The organism is Paraburkholderia sp. Ac-20342 (assembly GCF_017104985.1).
In the GTDB taxonomy this organism is placed as follows: Bacteria; Pseudomonadota; Gammaproteobacteria; order Burkholderiales; family Burkholderiaceae; genus Paraburkholderia.
Window position 1 is genome coordinate 62083 of the sequence record NZ_JAAGPQ010000021.1, and the last position, 17400, is coordinate 79482.

General features: G+C 62.4%; 17 protein-coding genes and 1 pseudogene. 11 read left to right on the forward strand and 7 right to left on the reverse strand.

What is annotated here, in order from left to right; genetic code table 11:
- Positions 1-65: 65 nt before the first annotated feature.
- Complete coding sequence (locus G3N58_RS11535) at positions 66-473, reverse strand: DUF2946 domain-containing protein (RefSeq protein ID WP_167043768.1); 408 nt, start codon at positions 471-473, stop codon at positions 66-68.
- Here G3N58_RS11535 and G3N58_RS11540 point away from each other — a divergent pair.
- A complete protein-coding gene (locus G3N58_RS11540; protein WP_167043769.1) occupies positions 472-672 on the forward strand; it encodes a hypothetical protein in 201 nt (66 codons plus the stop codon). The two genes, G3N58_RS11535 and G3N58_RS11540, sit on opposite strands and share 2 nt — an antisense overlap.
- Positions 669-2819 carry a tetratricopeptide repeat protein gene (locus tag G3N58_RS11545; protein WP_205999213.1) on the forward strand — a complete coding sequence of 717 codons (2151 nt, stop codon included), beginning with the start codon at positions 669-671 and terminating at the stop codon, positions 2817-2819. The genes G3N58_RS11540 and G3N58_RS11545 overlap by 4 nt, the downstream gene beginning before the upstream one ends.
- A gap of 40 nt (positions 2820-2859) precedes the next feature.
- On the opposite strand, the gene G3N58_RS11550 is transcribed toward G3N58_RS11545, so the two are convergent.
- Positions 2860-3447 (reverse strand): molybdopterin-dependent oxidoreductase, encoded by a 588-nt coding sequence (locus tag G3N58_RS11550; protein ID WP_205999214.1) that lies wholly within the window; start codon positions 3445-3447, stop codon positions 2860-2862.
- A 214-nt stretch (positions 3448-3661) separates the two neighbouring features.
- On the opposite strand from G3N58_RS11550, the gene G3N58_RS11555 reads away from it, so the two are divergent.
- A complete protein-coding gene (locus tag G3N58_RS11555; protein WP_205999215.1) occupies positions 3662-3799 on the forward strand; it encodes a hypothetical protein in 138 nt (45 codons plus the stop codon).
- A gap of 11 nt (positions 3800-3810) precedes the next feature.
- Here G3N58_RS11555 and G3N58_RS11560 read toward each other — a convergent pair whose 3' ends face one another.
- Entirely contained in the window at positions 3811-5118 is a 1308-nt protein-coding gene (locus G3N58_RS11560; RefSeq protein WP_167283116.1) for a LysR family transcriptional regulator, read from the reverse strand.
- Positions 5119-5134: 16 nt separating this feature from the next.
- A pseudogene (locus tag G3N58_RS11565) lies at positions 5135-5284 on the reverse strand (GntR family transcriptional regulator); the annotation flags it as partial.
- Between the two features lie 404 nt (positions 5285-5688).
- Here G3N58_RS11565 and G3N58_RS11570 point away from each other — a divergent pair.
- Positions 5689-6534, forward strand: coding sequence for a gallate dioxygenase (locus G3N58_RS11570; protein ID WP_167283112.1), 846 nt, complete (start codon positions 5689-5691; stop codon positions 6532-6534).
- On the forward strand, positions 6531-6890 hold the full coding sequence (locus G3N58_RS11575; RefSeq protein ID WP_167043779.1) for a protocatechuate 3,4-dioxygenase: 360 nt from the start codon (positions 6531-6533) through the stop codon (positions 6888-6890). The genes G3N58_RS11570 and G3N58_RS11575 overlap by 4 nt, the downstream gene beginning before the upstream one ends.
- A gap of 24 nt (positions 6891-6914) precedes the next feature.
- On the opposite strand, the gene G3N58_RS11580 is transcribed toward G3N58_RS11575, so the two are convergent.
- Positions 6915-7706 carry an MHYT domain-containing protein gene (locus G3N58_RS11580; RefSeq protein ID WP_167283111.1) on the reverse strand — a complete coding sequence of 264 codons (792 nt, stop codon included), beginning with the start codon at positions 7704-7706 and terminating at the stop codon, positions 6915-6917.
- A gap of 766 nt (positions 7707-8472) precedes the next feature.
- On the opposite strand from G3N58_RS11580, the gene G3N58_RS11585 reads away from it, so the two are divergent.
- On the forward strand, positions 8473-8793 hold the full coding sequence (locus G3N58_RS11585; protein ID WP_167043781.1) for a pyrimidine/purine nucleoside phosphorylase: 321 nt from the start codon (positions 8473-8475) through the stop codon (positions 8791-8793).
- Positions 8794-8870: 77 nt separating this feature from the next.
- Here the strand turns inward: G3N58_RS11585 and G3N58_RS11590 are convergent, their stop codons facing one another.
- Positions 8871-9596, reverse strand: coding sequence for a winged helix-turn-helix domain-containing protein (locus G3N58_RS11590; protein ID WP_205999216.1), 726 nt, complete (start codon positions 9594-9596; stop codon positions 8871-8873).
- 136 nt (positions 9597-9732) lie between these two features.
- Here G3N58_RS11590 and G3N58_RS11595 point away from each other — a divergent pair, with 136 nt between their 5' ends.
- On the forward strand, positions 9733-11178 hold the full coding sequence (locus tag G3N58_RS11595; RefSeq protein WP_205999217.1) for an MFS transporter: 1446 nt from the start codon (positions 9733-9735) through the stop codon (positions 11176-11178).
- Here the strand turns inward: G3N58_RS11595 and G3N58_RS11600 are convergent.
- The gene (locus tag G3N58_RS11600) at positions 11081-11737 is read right to left on the reverse strand and encodes a DsbA family oxidoreductase (protein ID WP_205999218.1); all 657 of its coding nucleotides are present in this window, start codon (positions 11735-11737) and stop codon (positions 11081-11083) included. The genes G3N58_RS11595 and G3N58_RS11600 overlap by 98 nt on opposite strands.
- A gap of 180 nt (positions 11738-11917) precedes the next feature.
- Here G3N58_RS11600 and G3N58_RS11605 point away from each other — a divergent pair, with 180 nt between their 5' ends.
- From G3N58_RS11605 to G3N58_RS11620, 4 genes are all read left to right on the forward strand, one after another.
- On the forward strand, positions 11918-12670 hold the full coding sequence (locus G3N58_RS11605) for a 2OG-Fe(II) oxygenase (RefSeq protein WP_205999219.1): 753 nt from the start codon (positions 11918-11920) through the stop codon (positions 12668-12670).
- A gap of 89 nt (positions 12671-12759) precedes the next feature.
- Complete coding sequence (locus G3N58_RS11610; protein WP_241017073.1) at positions 12760-13722, forward strand: LysR family transcriptional regulator; 963 nt, start codon at positions 12760-12762, stop codon at positions 13720-13722.
- A gap of 195 nt (positions 13723-13917) precedes the next feature.
- Positions 13918-15285, forward strand: a complete 1368-nt coding sequence (locus G3N58_RS11615; RefSeq protein WP_205999226.1) for a DUF308 domain-containing protein — start codon at positions 13918-13920, stop codon at positions 15283-15285.
- A 106-nt stretch (positions 15286-15391) separates the two neighbouring features.
- Positions 15392-17383, forward strand: coding sequence for an aconitase family protein (locus tag G3N58_RS11620; RefSeq protein WP_205999220.1), 1992 nt, complete (start codon positions 15392-15394; stop codon positions 17381-17383).
- Positions 17384-17400: the final 17 nt, after the last annotated feature.

Here is a 17400-nt window from a genome sequence, read left to right on the forward strand (position 1 = left end):
ATTGAACAGGCGAGCGCGGGCGTCGTCGGCGTAGGCGACGAACGCGCGATCAGAACCGGCAGCGATCAGGAAACGACAGGCGGGGCTCGTGGGCGTCCCGACGGGAACGCGCCAAGCGGTATGAAGCGGATGGACAGCGTGGGCGGCGCGGTGCCGGCAAGCGGCAGGGCGGCCGGAAGTTCGGCGACGGCAACCGTCGGCATCGCCACGTGATGTTCGAGCAGATGACAGTAGCCGCAGGCGCCGAATGCATCGTCGTGGCTCAAATGCACGGGCGCGGGACTCGTTTGAGCCACGAGCGCATTGCCCGCATCGCTCGCGCCGGACGGATGCAGCGCGGAACAGAGCGCGGCAACAGGCTCGTCCGCGCGGCCCGATGCGACCAATTGACTCACGAGCGGCGCGAACACGACAAGCCACATGGCGACGAGGCCAAGCCATGCGGTCATGCGGTGACGGGAGCGTGAAGTCATGATGATCGGGAAAAAGACCGCGCCGATTCTATCATCGCCGCGCGATCTTTTCTTTCGTGATGACAGGTATAGCAGCGGATTAGACGGCAAAAGGCCATTCATTTCGACGCGCTGGAACAGTGGCGAATCACTTAATCTGTCGGATCGCATTGCCGACATCCCGCGGAAACAGCGCAATATTTATCGCCACGACTCATGACGTCCATGCCGACGCTTGCCCCTTCCCTCGCCGACATCATCCAGCGCGCCGCTTCGTCGTGCTCGGCCGAACAGTACGCCGACGCCTCGCGGCTCGTCTTGCCGCTGCTCGACGATGCGAGCTTGCCGAACGATCGGCGTGCCGATGTGCTGAACATTGCCGGCGCGTGTTCGTTCATGTCGGGCCAGGTCGCGGACGCGGAGAACTACTGGCGCCAATGTTTGCATCTGAAGCCCGATTACGTCGCCGTGTATGCGAGTCTCGGCGCGCTGCTCCGATCGCTCGGCCGCCTCTCCGCCGCGAAAGCGATGTATCTGCAACTAGTGGCGCGGTGTCCGCTCGACGCGGATGCGCATTGTCAACTGGGCAGCGTGCTGCACGGGCTCGGCTACAGGGACGAAGCGCAGGCGTCGTATCGCAAGGCATTGACGATTCGCCCCGATCACGCCGAAGCACATTACGGCCTCGGTATCGTGCTGAGCGAACTGCGCCGCCCGCATGAAGCCGAAGTGGCTTATCGGCATGCGCTGTGCGGACTGCGCGGTCATGCGGAATTGCACAACAACCTCGGCAACGTGCTGCTGGAACTCGGGCGTCTCGCGGAGGCGGACGCGGCGTATCGCGAGGCGCTGACGCTCAGGCCGCAGTATCCGGAAGCGCTCAACAACCTGGGGGGCGTGCTGAAGGCAACGCAACGGCTCGCGGAGGCCGAGCTGGCTTGCCGGCTTGCACTCGCTATCCGGCCCGATTACGCGGAGGCGCATCTGAATCTCGGCTCGGTACTGGTCGACCTCGAGCGAGTACCTGCAGCGGAAGAGGCTTATCGCGCAGCGATTGCTCATCGCGAGAACTATGCGGAGGCGCATTACAACCTCGGCATTGCGCTGTTCAGGCAGGAGCGTTTCGGGCAGGCCGAACAGGCCTATCGTGACGCGATTCGCTGGCAACCGGACCTCGTGCATGCGCATAACAACCTCGGTTGCGTGCTGCGCGTGCGGGAACGTTTCGCCGAGGCAATCGAGGTATTCCGGCGCGCGCTCGCTCTATCTCCGCAACTGGCGCCGGCGCATGCGAATCTCGCGGCTGCACTCGCGCAGCTGAGACGGTTCTCCGAGGCCGAGAGCGAGTATCGCGCGGCGCTGGCCTTGCAGGCCTGTTATAGCGAAGCGCGTTTCGGTCTTGCCGTGGTGCTGCTCGGCATGGGCCGCTTCGACGAAGCCTGGCCACTCTACGAGGACCGTTATGAGCAGCCCGGTTTCATTCACCGCAAGACGCGCGAGATGCTCAGGTGTCCGCAATGGACGGGCGACACGCTGGCGGGCAAGTCGGTGCTGGTTTGGCAGGAGGACGGTCTTGGCGACGTGCTGCAATTCAGCCGCTATTTTTCGTTGCTGAAAGCGCAAGGGGCCGCGCATATCGCGTTTGCGTGCGTGCCGGCGCTGCATCGGCTGATGGCGGATGTCGATGGTATCGATGCCGTGTTCGATCACAGCAGCGCACTCGCGCAAATATCGGGCTACGACTGCTGGACCAGTCTTCTGAGCGCGCCGCTGCATTTCCGCACGACTGTCGAGACGATTCCCGCGCCGCTACGATTCAGGACCGATCCAGCGCTCGTCGAGTCATGGCGTTCCGCATTGGACGCACTGCCGCCGGGGCCCAGGATCGGTCTCGTCTGGAAAGGCAACGCGAAGCATCATAATGACGCGAATCGCTCGATTCCGTCGCTCGCCACGCTCGCGCCGCTCTGGAGCGTACCGGGCCTGCGTTTCGTGAGTCTGCAGAAAGGGCAGGGAGAAGACGAAGCGCGCCATCCACCCGCGGCTCAACCGCTGCTCGACCTTGGCGCTGACGTGAAGGATTTCGCGGACAGCGCGGCGATCGTCGCGCAGCTCGATCTCGTGATTTGCGTCGATACGTCGATCGCGCATCTGGCCGCCTCGCTCGGCAAGCCGTGCTGGGTGATGCTGCCGGAACGCGATGTCGACTGGCGCTGGATGCACGAGCGCGACGATTCGCCGTGGTATCCCCAATCGTTGCGTCTGTTTCGCCGGGCGCCCGGAGAGGATTGGGCGGTATCGGTCGAGCGCGTGCGGCAGGCGTGTGTCGAACGATTCGGTGCCGCGCTTCGCGAGGAAGCGCGCTGATTTCCGTCAGGCGGCACCGTAAGCCGTCTTTATGCCTGCGTCACCTGGATGTGATAAAAAGCCCCCACGGCGACAACTCGAAGCGGTCCTTGAGCGGTTTGGTGGCCAGTTCGGGAAGATGGTCCGCGTCGAAGATCGCCCATAGCGGTCCTAGGCCACCGAGCGGCAGCGGCTTGCCGTCCATCTGCGTCGCGAGAATGAAGCGATACGCACGCACCGTGTCGAGTGTCGTCATCACGGCGTAACCGTCGACCGCGTGCATCACGATTTGCGTGCTGCCGGCATCGGGCGCGCCGACGTGAGCGAGTACCTCGGTGAGCAATGGGCCGCTAAACGTATGCTGATGCGAATCGTATTCGATGGTGGGGCGAATCGTCACTTGCTTCATGCTGGCGAGCAAAGGCAGATCGATGCCATAGGCTTCCGGAAACCTGATCTGATGCTTGGCCAGCAACTGATCGAATGACGGGTCGAGTGCGCCGCGATTGCTGCGTTTGATCGAACCGGATATCGTCAGGATAACTGGCGAGGGGGCGCAGCGAGCGCTGTATTCGCGCTGTGCGCCGAATGCGGGCGTGGCTGCCGCGCCTAGTACTGCTGTGCGGGTCAGGAATTCGCGTTTATTCATTGTATTTTCTCCGGGCGTCGTTGAGGCACGGCCTGGCCAGGCGAGGCCGGCGTGCCCTATATTGTCGGGGAATTGCCGCCTTGCGTGATGCGGTTGTGCTTTATTTTTACTGAGTTTGCCATTTGCTTTTTACTTCCACAATGATTTCTGGCTTACAAAAACATTGAGAGAACTTTGCGTGGCCTGGAAAGCAACCTGGGAGACAAAGGGGGCAATGAACGAACTCAAGTACGTTGCATTCATCGGCTTCGGAGAAGCGGATGATATCGAATACGGAACGTTGCCGACTCTGTTCGATTGGCGCGCGTTTTTCGATAGCCTGCCGGACAGGGGGCGAGAGTCCAGGGGCTGAAAATCGCACCGCTAGTTCGCACCGATACTGACCGTGCGCGTCACGTCGACCACCGACAGGCGGATTGCATCGATCAACGCACGCGCGGCCGGCGAGGGCGTACCCGCCGCGCGCAGCGTCAGGCCGATATTGCGCCGCGTGTTGTACAGCGGCACGTCGAGTGCCACGAGTTGTCCTGATTGAATCTCGTGATGCAGTTGCTGCGCCGAGAGTGCCGCGGCCATGTCGGTGCCGAGCAGTAGCCCGCGAATTACCGCAAAGTCGGCGGTCTCGACTGTCGGTAGCGGCGGCTTGACTTTCAGGCGCTTGAATTGCGTTTCGAACAATGCGCGCGCGGGTGCGTTGCTGCGCGGCAGAATCCACTGCGCGTCGCGCAAGTCCATGATGGTCAGGTTGCGCGCCTGGGTGAGCGGATGATCTCGCCGCACCAGTATCACCATGTCGTCCGACATCAACCGCTCGTTTTTCAGGCCGCTCGTCGCATCGTTGTCGCGCAGCGCGCCGAGAATAAAGTCGATGTCGCCCGCGCGCAGACCGGCCACCAATGTCTCGTACGAGCTTTCGTCGGTCACGACGCGCACGCCCGGATTTTCCGAGGACATGCGCGCAATCGCCTTGGGAAGAATCAGCGTGCGTCCGAGCGGCAACGCACCGACCGTCACCGCACCCTGAATCTTGCCGTGCAACGCGGCGATATCGTCGGGCACGTGGCGCAATTCGTTCAGTGCGCGCCGCACGTGCAGCAGAAACGTTTCGCCTTCGGTCGTGAGCAGAATGCCGCGCGGGCTGCGATGAAAAAGACTCAGACCCGAGCCGCTTTCGAGCACGCGAATCGCAGTGCTTACCGCGGGTTGACTGATGCCGAACGTTTTCGCGGCACTCGGCATATGCCGGTGCCGCGCGAGCGCCACCAGCAGTTGCAGGCGCCGCGTGTTGAGCAGATAAGCGGGCAGCGCGCCTTCCGCAACGGGCCGGCGGCGCGTCTGACGCGCGGCACACCATTGCGCGAGTTCTTCCAGTTCGGCGAAGATGCGCTCGCAGCGATGCAGCACCGCGCGGCCGACCGGCGTCGGCAGCATGCCCGATGGGCCGCGATCGAAAAGCGGTTCGCCGAGTGCCGATTCGAGTTCCTGCACGGAACGCGTGACCGCGGACTGAGCGCGAAACAACGCGGCCGCCGCGCGCGTTGCGCTGCCCATTTCGGCGACGAGTCTGAAGGCGCGCAACTGCGCGAGATTGAGCAGGTCTTTGCCGCCCGCCGGCAACGGCGCTTTGGCCGAAGCGGGGCCGTGTTCCGTCGATGCGTTGTCGTTCGTCATGCCGCGCCCGTCATCAGATCGTCCGCACATGATGCAGCGGCGTGCGCGATATACCGAGCCGCTGCGCGAGCCGTGCTTCCGCGAGACGCCGACCCGGCGATGCTTCGCCCGGGAATATCTTCCCGCGTAACGTCTGGACAATCGCTGGCTGGGTCGTCTCGTTCATGGGTGTCTGACTCGTCGGAAGCTCCGAAGTATAGCCACGCGTATCACACCGCACCAAGCTTTAAAAAGTGCTTTGCGAGTTCTTTTCCCGAGCATCTGTTTTATTTATCGCATGCGGCGCCATGAGGGAGAAATACGAAGTTCTCAGCGTGGCCTTGGAATACCGGCGAAGCCATGCGCGGCGCGGCTTGCGGCGATGTCCGCCGGTTTGCCCGGCACGCATTTGCACGGTTTCGGGCCATGATTCCGGCGCAGAATGAGGTTTACCCGTACTTCCTGTCTCGCGGCACAATTCCTATCTTTGTATCCCAAGACGGTCGCGTTGGGTATTGCGGTGCAGACGGGCGATACAGACGGCGACCTATCCGATCGACACGCGGCACGAAGTGACGGAAGAGAGCGAATATGGCAAGGATCATTGGTGGCATCGGCACGTCGCACGTGCCGACAATCGGCCTGGCGTACGACAAGGGCAAGCAGAACGACCCGGCGTGGGCGCCGCTTTTCAAAGGTTATGAGCCGGTGGCGCAATGGCTCGACGAGCGCAAGCCCGACGTGATGGTGATGTTCTACAACGATCACGCCAACAGCTTCTTCTTCGACTGCTATCCGACTTTCGCACTGGGCGTGTCGGCCAATCACGAATTCGCGGATGAAGGCGCGGGCAAGCGTCCCTTGCCGGATATCGCGGGCCATCCCGATCTCGCGATTCATATCGCCGAGCAGATGGTCAACGACGAATTCGATCTGACGATCTTCCAGGACCGCCCGCTCGATCATGGCTGCAATTCGCCGCTCTCGCTGATGTTGCCGCATCAAGGCGGCTGGCCGCTCTCGCTGGTGCCGTTCGAAGTGAACGTGCTGCAATATCCGTTGCCGACCGCGAATCGTTGCTACCGGCTCGGCCAGGCGCTGCGTCGCGCGATCGAATCGTTCAAGCAGGACCTCAAGGTCGTGGTGGTCGGCACGGGCGGCCTGTCTCACCAGGTACACGGCGAGCGCAGCGGCTTTAACAACACCGAATGGGACATGGAATTTCTCGACCTGATCGTCAGCGATCCCGAGCGTCTTGCCGCGATGAAGCACGTCGACTACGTGCGTCTTGGCGGCGCGGAAAGCGTCGAGACGATCATGTGGCTCGCGATGCGCGGCGCGCTCGGTTCGAAGGTCCGCGAACTGCATCGCAACTACTATCTTGCCACCAGTACCGCAATGGCCGTGACGATTTATGAAGAAGAGGTGGGGCAATGAATCCGCAACTGATCGGTGTCGAGGCATTGACCGGCACGTATCCGTTCGACATTCGCCAGAGCATGAAGGCGATGCGTCTGAACCGTTTCTTCTGGCAGATGCGCGAGGCGCCCGCGCGTGCGCTGTGGCTCGAAAACCGCGCGGCCGCTTACGATGCGGCGGCTCTGACGCCGCAAGAGCGCGCGCTCGTCGACAACACGGACTGGATCGGCCTGATTCGCTATGGTGTGTGCTTCTTCGTGCTGGAGAAGTTCGCGCGTGTCGTGAAGATCACGAACCTCGGCATGTACGCGAGCATGCGCGGCGAAACACTCGAAGCATTCCTGAAAACGCGCCGGGTGCCGGAAGCGGTTTAAACGCTGCATGGCGGCAACCGCTCATTAGCGCGTCGTGCCTCGAATGCGTTCGACGTGATCGTCGAGTTGCGCAACCGAATCGTCGAGAAACTTGGCGCGCGCGTCGAGGTGAAAAACTATCAGCGTGACGGCGAGGATCACGATTGCCGCCAGTGTGACCGCGGTTACGAGCCATTCGGGCCTGACGCCGCCCGCCGCGCCGCAGATCGAGCCGGCGGCGAAATCCGCCGCGGCCATGCCGGTGTAGTGCATGCCGGCAATCGCCACGCCCATGACCAGTGCCGTGCCGATGCGTTTGGCCGTTACGTGCCGCCGCTCCGCGGTGCGCAGCGTATAGGCGCTCCAGAGCGCTACTGTGGACGCGGCAATCGCAATCGCGATCGACGCGATGAAAAGAACGGGGTGGTAGTGAATCGCGGGAGACATCAACATCGCGGCCATGCCGACGTAATGCATGCTGGCGATGCCTAAACCCATGAGCACACCGCCCGCGAACAGGCGGAATATGCCGAGGCGTTTGCGCGTGACGGTCTGCAATGCGAACCACGACACTAGTACCGCGATGGCGAACGAGTAGATCGTTATTCTGAAATCGTAGCCAATCGGAATGCTGAGCGAGAAAGAAAGCATGCCGATGAAATGCATCGACCAGATTCCGGCACCCATTGCCAACGCGCCGCCGGCGAGCCATATCTGGCGTCTTCTCGCATAGGCGAGCAGCGAAATGCGATCGGCGAGATCGAGTGCGGTGTAAGAGGCGAGCGTCGCAATGAGTAAGGAAATGGCGACGAGCCACAGGTTATAGGTGCTTTGCATAAGTCGATGGCTTTTGTGATAGCGCGTATAGCGATTATTGGCAACCTCGCTGGGATTTTTCACCCATGAAAAATCCGACCCTGCAAACCGCATTGGCCTGTGCGGTTATGTTCTTTCCACGCTTCTTTCCGGCTATACCCCGATACAAGCCGCACTATGGAAAAAAAGTCCGGTCGAGTGTAATACAGATTTGAGAAATTTTAATTAAGGATTGGATACGCAGACAGGATTTTCTTCAATCAATACCGAGTGAATTGTTAAATTCTCATGCGTGCATAATAAGCTGTGTCGCCGTGGGAAAGAGCGGATCGGGAGAAACCCCGGGGATGCTTTTCACGTCCTGCTACGGTATAACGCCAGCAGGGGATCAATGTTCTTTCTGCCTGCCGGGGCACGCAATGAGACAAGACAGGACGTGCGATATAGTCGCGAGCGGTGCGCGCATTTCGCTGATGACCTATGCGGACACCCTTACTCCGCCATGTCCGCGCAGTCCGGCAATCTCGACTTCCGAATAGCGCGCCGGACATTCGACCTCGAAGATCGCAGCCTTTCTTGCGGCAATGTCGTTTGACGACACTTGTCCGGTTGCCAGGTACACCGGCGATTACCGCCGCCGAACGCTGCCAATCGCCGTGAATAGCCATGTATGATGGCGGACTCGCGCCCGCATTCGAACGCCGCGCGAGCGGCCTGCACGGATGCCGCGCGCGCTGGCCGCCCGGAGGCCGCGCATCCATTCACGATGATCCAGAGGAAGACCGCCATGACGGCTGCAACACAATTCGATCAGGTTTCCGTTGTCAAACGAGCCAACGTCTATTTCGACGGCAAGTGCGTTTCGCACACGGTTCTGTTTGCCGACGGCACGCGCAAGACGCTCGGCGTGATCCTGCCCTGCATGCTGAACTTCGGCACCGACGCGCCGGAACTCATGGAAGTGCAAGCGGGCAAATGCCGTATTCGCCTCGACGGCAGCGACGAATGGAAGGCCTATGGCGAGGGCGAATCGTTTTCGGTGCCGGGCAAGAGCCGTTTCGATATCGAGGTGATCGAAACGCTCGACTACGTTTGCAGCTATCTGTAAGAGCGGGTAGGGCGCATGCGGTGGGGGATGCCGCATGCACCTCGCGCCGGCAGCCCGCAGCCGCATGCCACGCAAACTTACTTCCTCTGATCGTCCGTATCTTCGCCCAGGTCATCCACTGTTACGCCCAATTTCTCATACAGCGCCGTCCGGCCCAGCGGTGTAACCTGCACCGCCCGCGATGAAGACGCGCGCCGCAACCAGCCGTTCTCGCACAGCATCGACATGAACCTGACGCCGAGCGGGCTGGCGAGATGGTGTTGCCGCTCGGTCCAGTCGAGGCATTGGCGTGCGATGCCGTGCTTGCCCGGTCGCAGTGCTGCGACGTCGATACCGAGTTCACCGAACCACCGCGCGCCGGCTTGCGTAACTTCCAAACGCTTGTCTTCGCCGGGCGCGAGAAGATCGCGCTGCATCAACTGCTGCGTGATCGCCACGCCGACCTGACCGGCAAGATGGTCGTAACAGCATCGCGCGAAACGCAATTGCCGCGCATCGCGGCCACGCGGTTTGCGGCGCGCCGGTGCTGTGGCGCCGATTGCCGCGAGGTTTTCGAGTAGCGACGCCACCTGCGTATCCGCGAGTCGATAGTAGCGGTGGCGTCCCTCTTTTTCGACCGTGATGAGGCCACCGTCCAGCAGCCTGGCGAGGTGGCTGCTCGCGGTTTGCGCCGTGACGCCGGCCGCGTAGGCCAGCTCGCCGGCGGGCAGCGCGCGGCCATCGGCCAGTGTCATCAGCATGGCCGCGCGGGCCGCATCGGCGATCAGGAACGCCGTCGCCGCGATTTTCGGTTGAACGTCCATCTTCGTCTCCTGAGCATTGACCGATAGCGTAGCCCAAACTCGTGCCCGGATACTTCGACGCGCATCGAAGCATCGCGGCCCCTCGATCCCCGATACTGAAGCGATACCAGCCATGTTTTCAAGGGGGACTCGCCCGATGAACGCTCGAATACGGCAACGGACCGTGCTGCTTGCAACGAGCCTCAGCTATGTCGTCGTGATCCTCGATACGTCGATCGTGAACGTCGCATTGGCGCCGATATCGGCGAGTCTTGCGACCGGCATGAGCGGGCTGCAATGGGTCGTCAATGCTTATACGCTGACCTTCGCGAGTCTGCTGTTGTCGGGCGGCACGCTCGGCGACCGGCTCGGCGAGCGCAACGTGTATATTGCCGGTCTCGCGATTTTTACCGTGGCTTCGGCGTTGTGCGGCGCGGCGTCCGGCCTTGCAATGCTGATCGGCGCGCGCATTGTGCAAGGTGTCGGGGCAGCACTGCTGGTGCCCGCTTCGCTTGCACTCATCAATCGCGCGTGCCCGCATCCTCGCGAGCGCGCGGCCGCATTCGGCGTATGGGCCGGACTCGGGGGCCTCGCGATGGCGGCAGGGCCACTGATCGGCGGTGTGGTGATCGGACTGGTCGGCTGGCGCAGCATTTTTTTGCTGAACGTTCCCGTGTGCCTTGCCGGCATCGCGTTGGCGTTCAGGGTGGCGATGCCGGCGAGAGAGCCGGGCGGTGCCGCGCATCGTTTCGATATCGCCGGGCAGATCGCCGCAATCGCGACGCTAGCGCTGCTCAACATCACGGTCATCCGTTTGCCCGCAGAGGGATGGTCCGCGCCGCCCATTGTCGTGGGCATCGCGGCAACACTGCTCGCGGGCTGCATGTTCGTCGCAATTGAAATGAAGAGTGCGCAGCCGGTTTTGCCTTTCGGCCTGTTTCGCCATGCGGGCTTTTCCTGCGCGATTTTCGTTTCCGTGGTTTCGGCTTTTACGTTCTATGGCCTGATATTCGACCTCAGCCTGTACTTCCAGCATCAGCTCGACTACTCGCCGATGCGGACGGGGCTGGCCTTCCTGCCGCTCACGATCGTCGTGCCGATCGGCAGCCTCGTGTCGAAACGCGCCGTGGCCTGGCTGGGACCGAGGCGTCTCGTGGCCGGTGCGTGCATGCTCGCGGCGCTCGGCTTTACCGGTTTGTGGGCGATCGTCTCCTGCTTTTCCGATGCGCCATTCGCGTTCGCCTTGCCCGCGATCGGTCTTGCCGCGAGCCTGATTACCCCCGCCACCACGGCGACCCTCATGGCATCGGTCGAGATCGATCGCTCCGGTATCGCGGCGGCGGTGCTCAATGCCGCGCGTCAAACGGGCGCGGTGCTCGGCGTCGCCATTTCGGGGAGCATGCTCGCGCTACAGCATTCGATTGCCGACGGCATGCGCGGCGGCCTGTTGCTGTCGGCTGCGTTGTCGATGGCAGCCGGGATCGTCTGGTTTTCAGCGTATGCCGTCAGCTCAATGACGCCTCGCCCTTCGCGACGATCTCCTCGATCACCTGCACGAACTGCTCCACCGGCTGCCCGCCCGTCACCAGATAGCGACCGTTGAAGATGATCGATGGTACCGATTGAATGCCCATCTGCTGATTGTTCTTCTCTTCTTCGCGCACCTCGTCGGCATACGCGCCGCTCGTCAGAACTTCGCGCGCTTCTTCGGCATCGAGTCCCACCGACCGCGCCGCTTCGATCAGCACGTCATGATTGCCGGGGTTCTTGCCGTCGGCATGATAGGCGCGCAGCAGCGCGAGCTTGAGCGGCAACTGCTCGCCCCGGATGCCGGCCCAATGCAGCAGACGGTGCGCATCGAACGTGTTGTAAGTGCGCGTGCGCGGACCGAAATCGAAGCCGACGCTCGCGCCGCGTTCGCGGATCATCGCCTGCGTTTCGGCGATCTGCGCGGGCGTGCGCCCATATTTTTTGCCGAGATATTCGACGATGTCTTCGCCGTCAGGTCCCATCTGCGGATTCAGTTCGAACGGATGCACGGCGATTCGCGCGTCGACGCGATCGTGCAGACGCGCGAGCGCAAGCTGCAGCGACGACAGGCCGATCGCACACCACGGGCAGGCGATATCGGAGACGAAATCGATGGTGAACTGCTGTTTCATTGCGGTCCTTGAAGGGAAGAAGTGCCGTGAAGTTCGCGGAATGCGGGCGCGGCGAATTCCGACAGCGTAGCGTGAATCGTCGGCGCGTGCAGGGTCGCCGAATATGAGCGCAAGACCCGGAGTGTTTTCGTGCAGTCGTACTCGTACACTGACGTTATCGATTCCCTTCACGCCACCTCGATGACGACTTCACACCCCACGGCGCTCCTCGCCACCGCATCCGCGCCCACCATCGACCGGCGCGTCGACACACTCGACTGGCGCCGGATCGAGCTGGACCTCGATCAATACGGCTGCGCGGCCGTGCCGCAACTCGTCACGGCGCACGAGTGCGATGCGCTCGCGGCGCTTTATTCGCGCGACGGTCTTTATCGCAGCCGTATCGTGATGGGCCGTCATGGTTTTGGCCGCGGCGAATACAAGTACTTCGCCTATCCGCTGCCGCACATCATCGGCGAATTGCGCGGCGCGATCTATCCGCATCTCGTGCCGGTCGCGAACCGCTGGAACCAGGCGATGGGTATCGACGTGCGTTATTCGCCGCAGCACGCCGATTTCATTCGACGTTGCCATGACGCGGGCCAGGTGCGTCCGACGCCGCTGATCCTGCAATACGGCGAGGGCGATTACAACTGCCTGCATCAGGACCTATACGGCGAACACGTGTTTCCGCTGCAGGTTGCGATCCTCTTGTCGGAACCGGGGCGCGACTTTACCGGCGGGGAGTTCGTGATGACGGAGCAGCGTCCGCGCATGCAGTCGCGTGCCGAAGTCGTGCCGCTCGCCCAGGGCGATGCAGTGGTGTTCACCGTCAACAGCCGGCCCGTGCAAGGCGCGCGCGGCCCGTATCGCGTGAATTTGCGTCATGGTGTGAGCCGTCTGCGTTCGGGACACCGGCACACGGTAGGCATCATCTTTCACGACGCGCTATGACGGCCATGGCGCGACGACGCACTCCATGAGACGATAAGGGCCACGATTCCAGCGTTTCTTCGCGGCACTCGAAAGCCGCGCCACGTCCCATGGAAAACCTGCTCAAGAAACTCGACCTCACTTCGCTGCGCCTGTTCGTCGCCGTCTGCCAGGAGCGCAACATCGCGCGCGCGGCAGAGCGCGAATTCATCGCGTCGTCGGCGGTGAGCAGGCGCATTGCGGAGATCGAGGCCGTGATCGGTCTGCCGGTCATTCAACGGCAGTCACGCGGCATTACCGTGACGCCGGTCGGCGAGACCGTGCTGCGCTACGCGCTGGCGATCATCGGCAATATCGAACAGATGAGCGCCGAGTTGTCGCGCTTTTCATCGGGTGCGAAAGGGCGCGTGCGCGTGGTGGCGAATCTTTCGTCGATCGTGCAGTTTTTGCCCGAAGACGTTGCCGCATTCGGCCGCGCGTTTCCCGACGTGTCGATCGAACTCGAAGAGGAAAACAGCGCGGACGTCCTGCGTATTGTCGACGAACACGGCGCGGACTTCGGCATCTGTAATCCGGTCGCGGGCAGCGAAGCGTTCGAGCAGGCGCCGTATCGGCAGGATCGGCTCGCGGTGCTGGTGCCCGGCGCTCATCGGCTTGCGAGCGCGTCGCGCGTGGCGTTCGACGATCTGCTGCACGACAGCTTCGTCGGCCTGCGCAGCGAAAGCGCGTTGACACGTCTGCTGACGCAGCAGGCGGCGAATGCGAGCCGGCAACTCGACGTGCGGATTCGCGTGAGCAGTCTCGACGCGCTGTGCCGGATGGTCCACGCGGGTCTCGGCATTGCGATCGTGCCGGAGCCGGTCGGCCTGCTCTACGTGAATACGCTCGACGTGCGGCTGCTGGCATTAAGCAATGCGTGGGCCGAGCGCCATCTCATCATGATCTTCAGGGCACGCGAGCAATTGAGTGCGAGCGCGGCGGCATTGGTCGCGTTTCTCGGCGATCAGGCCTGGTCAGGCGGCCGTCGGCGCAGTGGTGGCACGGGGGAGACCTCGTCTAAATCGTCGCTATGAAAATGATGGGTTTTGACGTGCGATTCGCATATGGCGATCCACTGACAGACCGATAGCCATGTCTATTCATTTTGGAATATTGAGTGAATATTTCGAAAGTCGTATTCCTTTATGTTCACTACAATAGTGTCGGCCAACGTGACTGCGCTATACGCTTGCGTTGAACCTTGTATCGAAAAGGAACACGGAATAGCTATGGTGAGGCTGGTACTACTCCTTCTTGGTGTGGCGTATCTGCGCAGACGTGCCCGCATGATTTTCCTGATCGGGTCGATCTGGATCATTGCGGGCCTGGCCATCTTTATCGACGTGATTCTCGGTGTGCACCAGTTTCCGATTATCTTTTTCGCGTGGCTGTTTCTGGCGGAAGGGCTCGCAACGCTCGCGGTCGCCTGGACCGGCGTGGGCGGACAGCGAGCGCTACGGTACGTCAAGGGCTTTGCCGTCGTAGGAGCGGCCGGACTGATCTTTGCCGGGCATCATCACGGAAATTTCATTCTGTCGATGATCTTCGGCACGCTCTTTCTCGTCGATGGACTTCTGCAATGCATAGCGGGCTGGGTTGTCCGCTATCGCCGCTGGAAGATCGCATTTTCGTGGGGCGTGGTTGAAATTCTCATTGCCGTTTTCTTCTACCAGCCCTATCCGACTCATTACGTTGGCACTTTGCCGTATGCCTTGAGCCTGTTCCTGTTCTTCGGCGGATTGAACATGATCTCGCTGGCATTCCGTGTGCGGCGCCTTGCCAGCAATCCCGCACTGCGTCGTTCGCAGCGCTCCGCGCTACTGCCCGATGTCGATGCGAACGCGGACAGCCGCGTTTTCGATCGCACCGAGTGGGATGGGCCGCCCGAGGATGAGGAGCGCGCCCTGACGGTTCATGTCTGGACCCCCTCAGGATCATCGCGGGCGCCGGCGCAGCGTCATCCGGTGATTGACCGCTATATCGCCGCGGTCGACGCCAATGGCGTGATCTCGACCGGCCACGCGGCACTCGAATCGCCCGAAGGTATCTACATCAGTCTCTACCCCGGTGTCGAAATCGATCGTTCACCTGACGAGTTCGGCCGTATCCTGCGGGCCAGCGCTGAGAACGACGTCCCCGGCCTGTTTCAGCCCGACTATGCGACCGAATCGAAGGCATGGTGTCCTTCGACCGTTCGCGTGCGGATTCGAAATTACGATGCGGCTAAACTTCAAACGTTTTGGGAAAGCTACCGGCGCGATACCAATTACAACCTCACCCACCGGAATTGTTCGAGCAGCGTTTCGTACGCGCTCGAAGCGGCACTGGACGGGGCAGTGGGCCGGTTGCGCGGCGATCGCACGGGCTGGGGCGCGTTCCTTCGCGTACTCGTCACGCCGGAACTCTGGGTGGCGGCGCAGATCCGCAAACGTGCGGTCACGATGGCCTGGACGCCAGGTCTGACGCTCGATTACGCCCGGGCGCTGAGCATGCTCGCCGACCCGCGTCCGTTTGCGTGGTGGAAGGCTACCCGGATCGCGGTCGGCAAGCTATTCGATCAGAAAAGGGCATGGCGCGAGCAGGATACGTCCCGCTGAGGCGGCACGCCGCCGAGCCCTCGCGAAACGAGACGGCAGCGTTGCTACACCGGCACTTCGGCATCGACCTTGCGCGCCGTATAGTGAGCGCAAGGAGAATGCATTCATGAACGATACGATTCGTCTGGACGGCCGCGTGTTGTACCTGTCGCAAAATCCGTCGGTGATCGATGCGCAGCTTGCCGGCCGGAATTTCACGCGCGCGAGCGCCGGCCCGTTGCGCGACAACGTCTCCACCGACGAGATCACGCCCGTCACCGTCATGCTCACGTACGACGAGCGCCTCGGCCAATACCCCTACGTCGGCTTCAAGGCGGGCGAGCGTCTGCCGATCGGCCGCAACGCGGTGAAGGACGGCGGCTTCCAGGTTACCGTGACGGGCAAGCGCTACGGCAAGGGGTCGTCGCGCGAGTCGAGTCCGCTCGCGGAGTTGTCGGCGGGTATCCGGCTTATCGTCGCGGAGAGCTTCGAGCGCATCTATCAGCAGAATTGCGACAACATCGGTATTCTGACCACGACCGATTTCTCGGTGCTCGACCGGCTGCTCGCGGGCGAGTCGATTGCGATCGACGAATTTCTCAAGGGACGCGACGCGCTCACGCAGCAGATCATTCGCAGCGGCGGCCTGCTCGCATACAGCAGATTCGCGGACTGGCCCGCGCCGGGCCAGCGCGGCAGCAGCGCCGCGAGCGGGGCGGCAAACGATGAGGAAAGCGAAGAGACAAGCGCCGAACCGAAGACGCTGGCCGAGAAAATCATCGACCGTCATCTGCATCCGGGCACGGCCAGCGCGCGGCGTGGCGACGGCGTATTCATCGCGGCCGACTGGCGCTTCAGCCACGACTACTTCACCGGCATGTGCGCGCATCTGATGCATCGTGCGTTCGGTAAGCCCGCGCCGCTCCACGCGCCCGATCACATCATCGCGTTCCAGGATCACCTCGTGCTCGCGCCGCAAAGCATTCCGCACGTGCGCGATGGCCTGTTGCCTGGCGTCGCGAATCTGATGGCAGGGCACACCTCGTTCTCGCGAGACTATCCGGTGCGCTCGCACGGCTCGCTTGATGACAGGTTCGATGGCGCGCCCGGCTCCGAGGGCATCTGTCATGCGCTGATGGCCGAGCAATACGCGTTGCCGGGGCAGGTCGCGTGCGGTACCGATTCGCACACGCCGCATTCGGGCGCGCTCGGTTGCCTCGCGTTCGGCGCGGGGGCGACGGAAATCGCCAATAGCTGGGTGACGGGCTACGTGCGCTGCAAGGTGCCGGAAACGCTGCGCATCGAGATCGACGGCCATTTGCGCGATGGCGTGACCGCCAAGGACGTCGTGCTGCATCTGCTGCATAGGGACGCGATCCGCTCGGGCGGCGCGATCGGCCTCGTGTTCGAATACGGCGGCGCGGCCGTGCGCGCGATGTCGATCGACGAACGCGCGACGCTGACCAATATGGTCGCGGAACTGGGCGGCTTTACCGGCATCGTCGAGCCGGACGAGCGCACGGTCGCGTTCCTGAAGGAACGCCGCGGCATCGATTTCGTACTGGAAAGCTGGATGAAAAGCGACGCGGGCGCGACCTATCGCGACACGATCCGCATCGACGCGAGCCGCATCGAGCCGATGCTCGCGCGTCCCGGCGACCCCGGCAATGGCGTGCCCGCGCGGCAACTGGGCGAAGACGTCGCAATCGATATCGCGTACGGCGGTTCGTGTACCGCGGGCAAGCGCGAGGACTTCGATTTCTATCACGACGTGCTACGTTGGGGTGTGCAGCACGGCATGCGCGTGCCTGAGGGCACGCGGCTCTATCTGCAATTCGGCACGATGGCGGTACGCGCGTATTGCGAGGAACAGGGCTATCTGCCGGTGTTCGAACGCGCGGGCGTGACGCTCGTGATGCCCGGTTGCGGCTCGTGCGCGAACTGCGGGCCGGGACAATCGGCGCATGCGGGCGACGTGACGATCAGCGCGATCAACCGCAATTTCCCGGGCCGTTCGGGGCCGGGCGAGGTGTGGCTGGCGAGCCCCTACACGGTTGCGGCCAGCGCGTTGGCCGGAAAAATCACGAGCTTCGAACAATTGAAGCGCGCGCACGGCTAGAATGCAGGCCGGGCTCC

What these genes read in the sequence shown, in the direction of transcription:
- G3N58_RS11585 (WP_167043781.1), top strand. Translation starts at nt 8,473, where the DNA reads ATGACGGCTGCAACACAATTCGATCAGGTTTCCGTTGTCAAACGAGCC.
- G3N58_RS11590 (WP_205999216.1), bottom strand. Translation starts at nt 9,596, where the DNA reads ATGGACGTTCAACCGAAAATCGCGGCGACGGCGTTCCTGATCGCCGAT.
- G3N58_RS11595 (WP_205999217.1), top strand. Translation starts at nt 9,733, where the DNA reads ATGAACGCTCGAATACGGCAACGGACCGTGCTGCTTGCAACGAGCCTC.
- G3N58_RS11535 (WP_167043768.1), bottom strand. Translation starts at nt 473, where the DNA reads ATGACTTCACGCTCCCGTCACCGCATGACCGCATGGCTTGGCCTCGTC.
- G3N58_RS11540 (WP_167043769.1), top strand. Translation starts at nt 472, where the DNA reads ATGATGATCGGGAAAAAGACCGCGCCGATTCTATCATCGCCGCGCGAT.
- G3N58_RS11555 (WP_205999215.1), top strand. Translation starts at nt 3,662, where the DNA reads ATGAACGAACTCAAGTACGTTGCATTCATCGGCTTCGGAGAAGCGGAT.
- G3N58_RS11560 (WP_167283116.1), bottom strand. Translation starts at nt 5,118, where the DNA reads ATGACGAACGACAACGCATCGACGGAACACGGCCCCGCTTCGGCCAAA.
- G3N58_RS11615 (WP_205999226.1), top strand. Translation starts at nt 13,918, where the DNA reads ATGGTGAGGCTGGTACTACTCCTTCTTGGTGTGGCGTATCTGCGCAGA.
- G3N58_RS11570 (WP_167283112.1), top strand. Translation starts at nt 5,689, where the DNA reads ATGGCAAGGATCATTGGTGGCATCGGCACGTCGCACGTGCCGACAATC.
- G3N58_RS11575 (WP_167043779.1), top strand. Translation starts at nt 6,531, where the DNA reads ATGAATCCGCAACTGATCGGTGTCGAGGCATTGACCGGCACGTATCCG.
- G3N58_RS11550 (WP_205999214.1), bottom strand. Translation starts at nt 3,447, where the DNA reads ATGAATAAACGCGAATTCCTGACCCGCACAGCAGTACTAGGCGCGGCA.
- G3N58_RS11605 (WP_205999219.1), top strand. Translation starts at nt 11,918, where the DNA reads ATGACGACTTCACACCCCACGGCGCTCCTCGCCACCGCATCCGCGCCC.
- G3N58_RS11545 (WP_205999213.1), top strand. Translation starts at nt 669, where the DNA reads ATGACGTCCATGCCGACGCTTGCCCCTTCCCTCGCCGACATCATCCAG.
- G3N58_RS11620 (WP_205999220.1), top strand. Translation starts at nt 15,392, where the DNA reads ATGAACGATACGATTCGTCTGGACGGCCGCGTGTTGTACCTGTCGCAA.
- G3N58_RS11600 (WP_205999218.1), bottom strand. Translation starts at nt 11,737, where the DNA reads ATGAAACAGCAGTTCACCATCGATTTCGTCTCCGATATCGCCTGCCCG.
- G3N58_RS11610 (WP_241017073.1), top strand. Translation starts at nt 12,760, where the DNA reads ATGGAAAACCTGCTCAAGAAACTCGACCTCACTTCGCTGCGCCTGTTC.
- G3N58_RS11580 (WP_167283111.1), bottom strand. Translation starts at nt 7,706, where the DNA reads ATGCAAAGCACCTATAACCTGTGGCTCGTCGCCATTTCCTTACTCATT.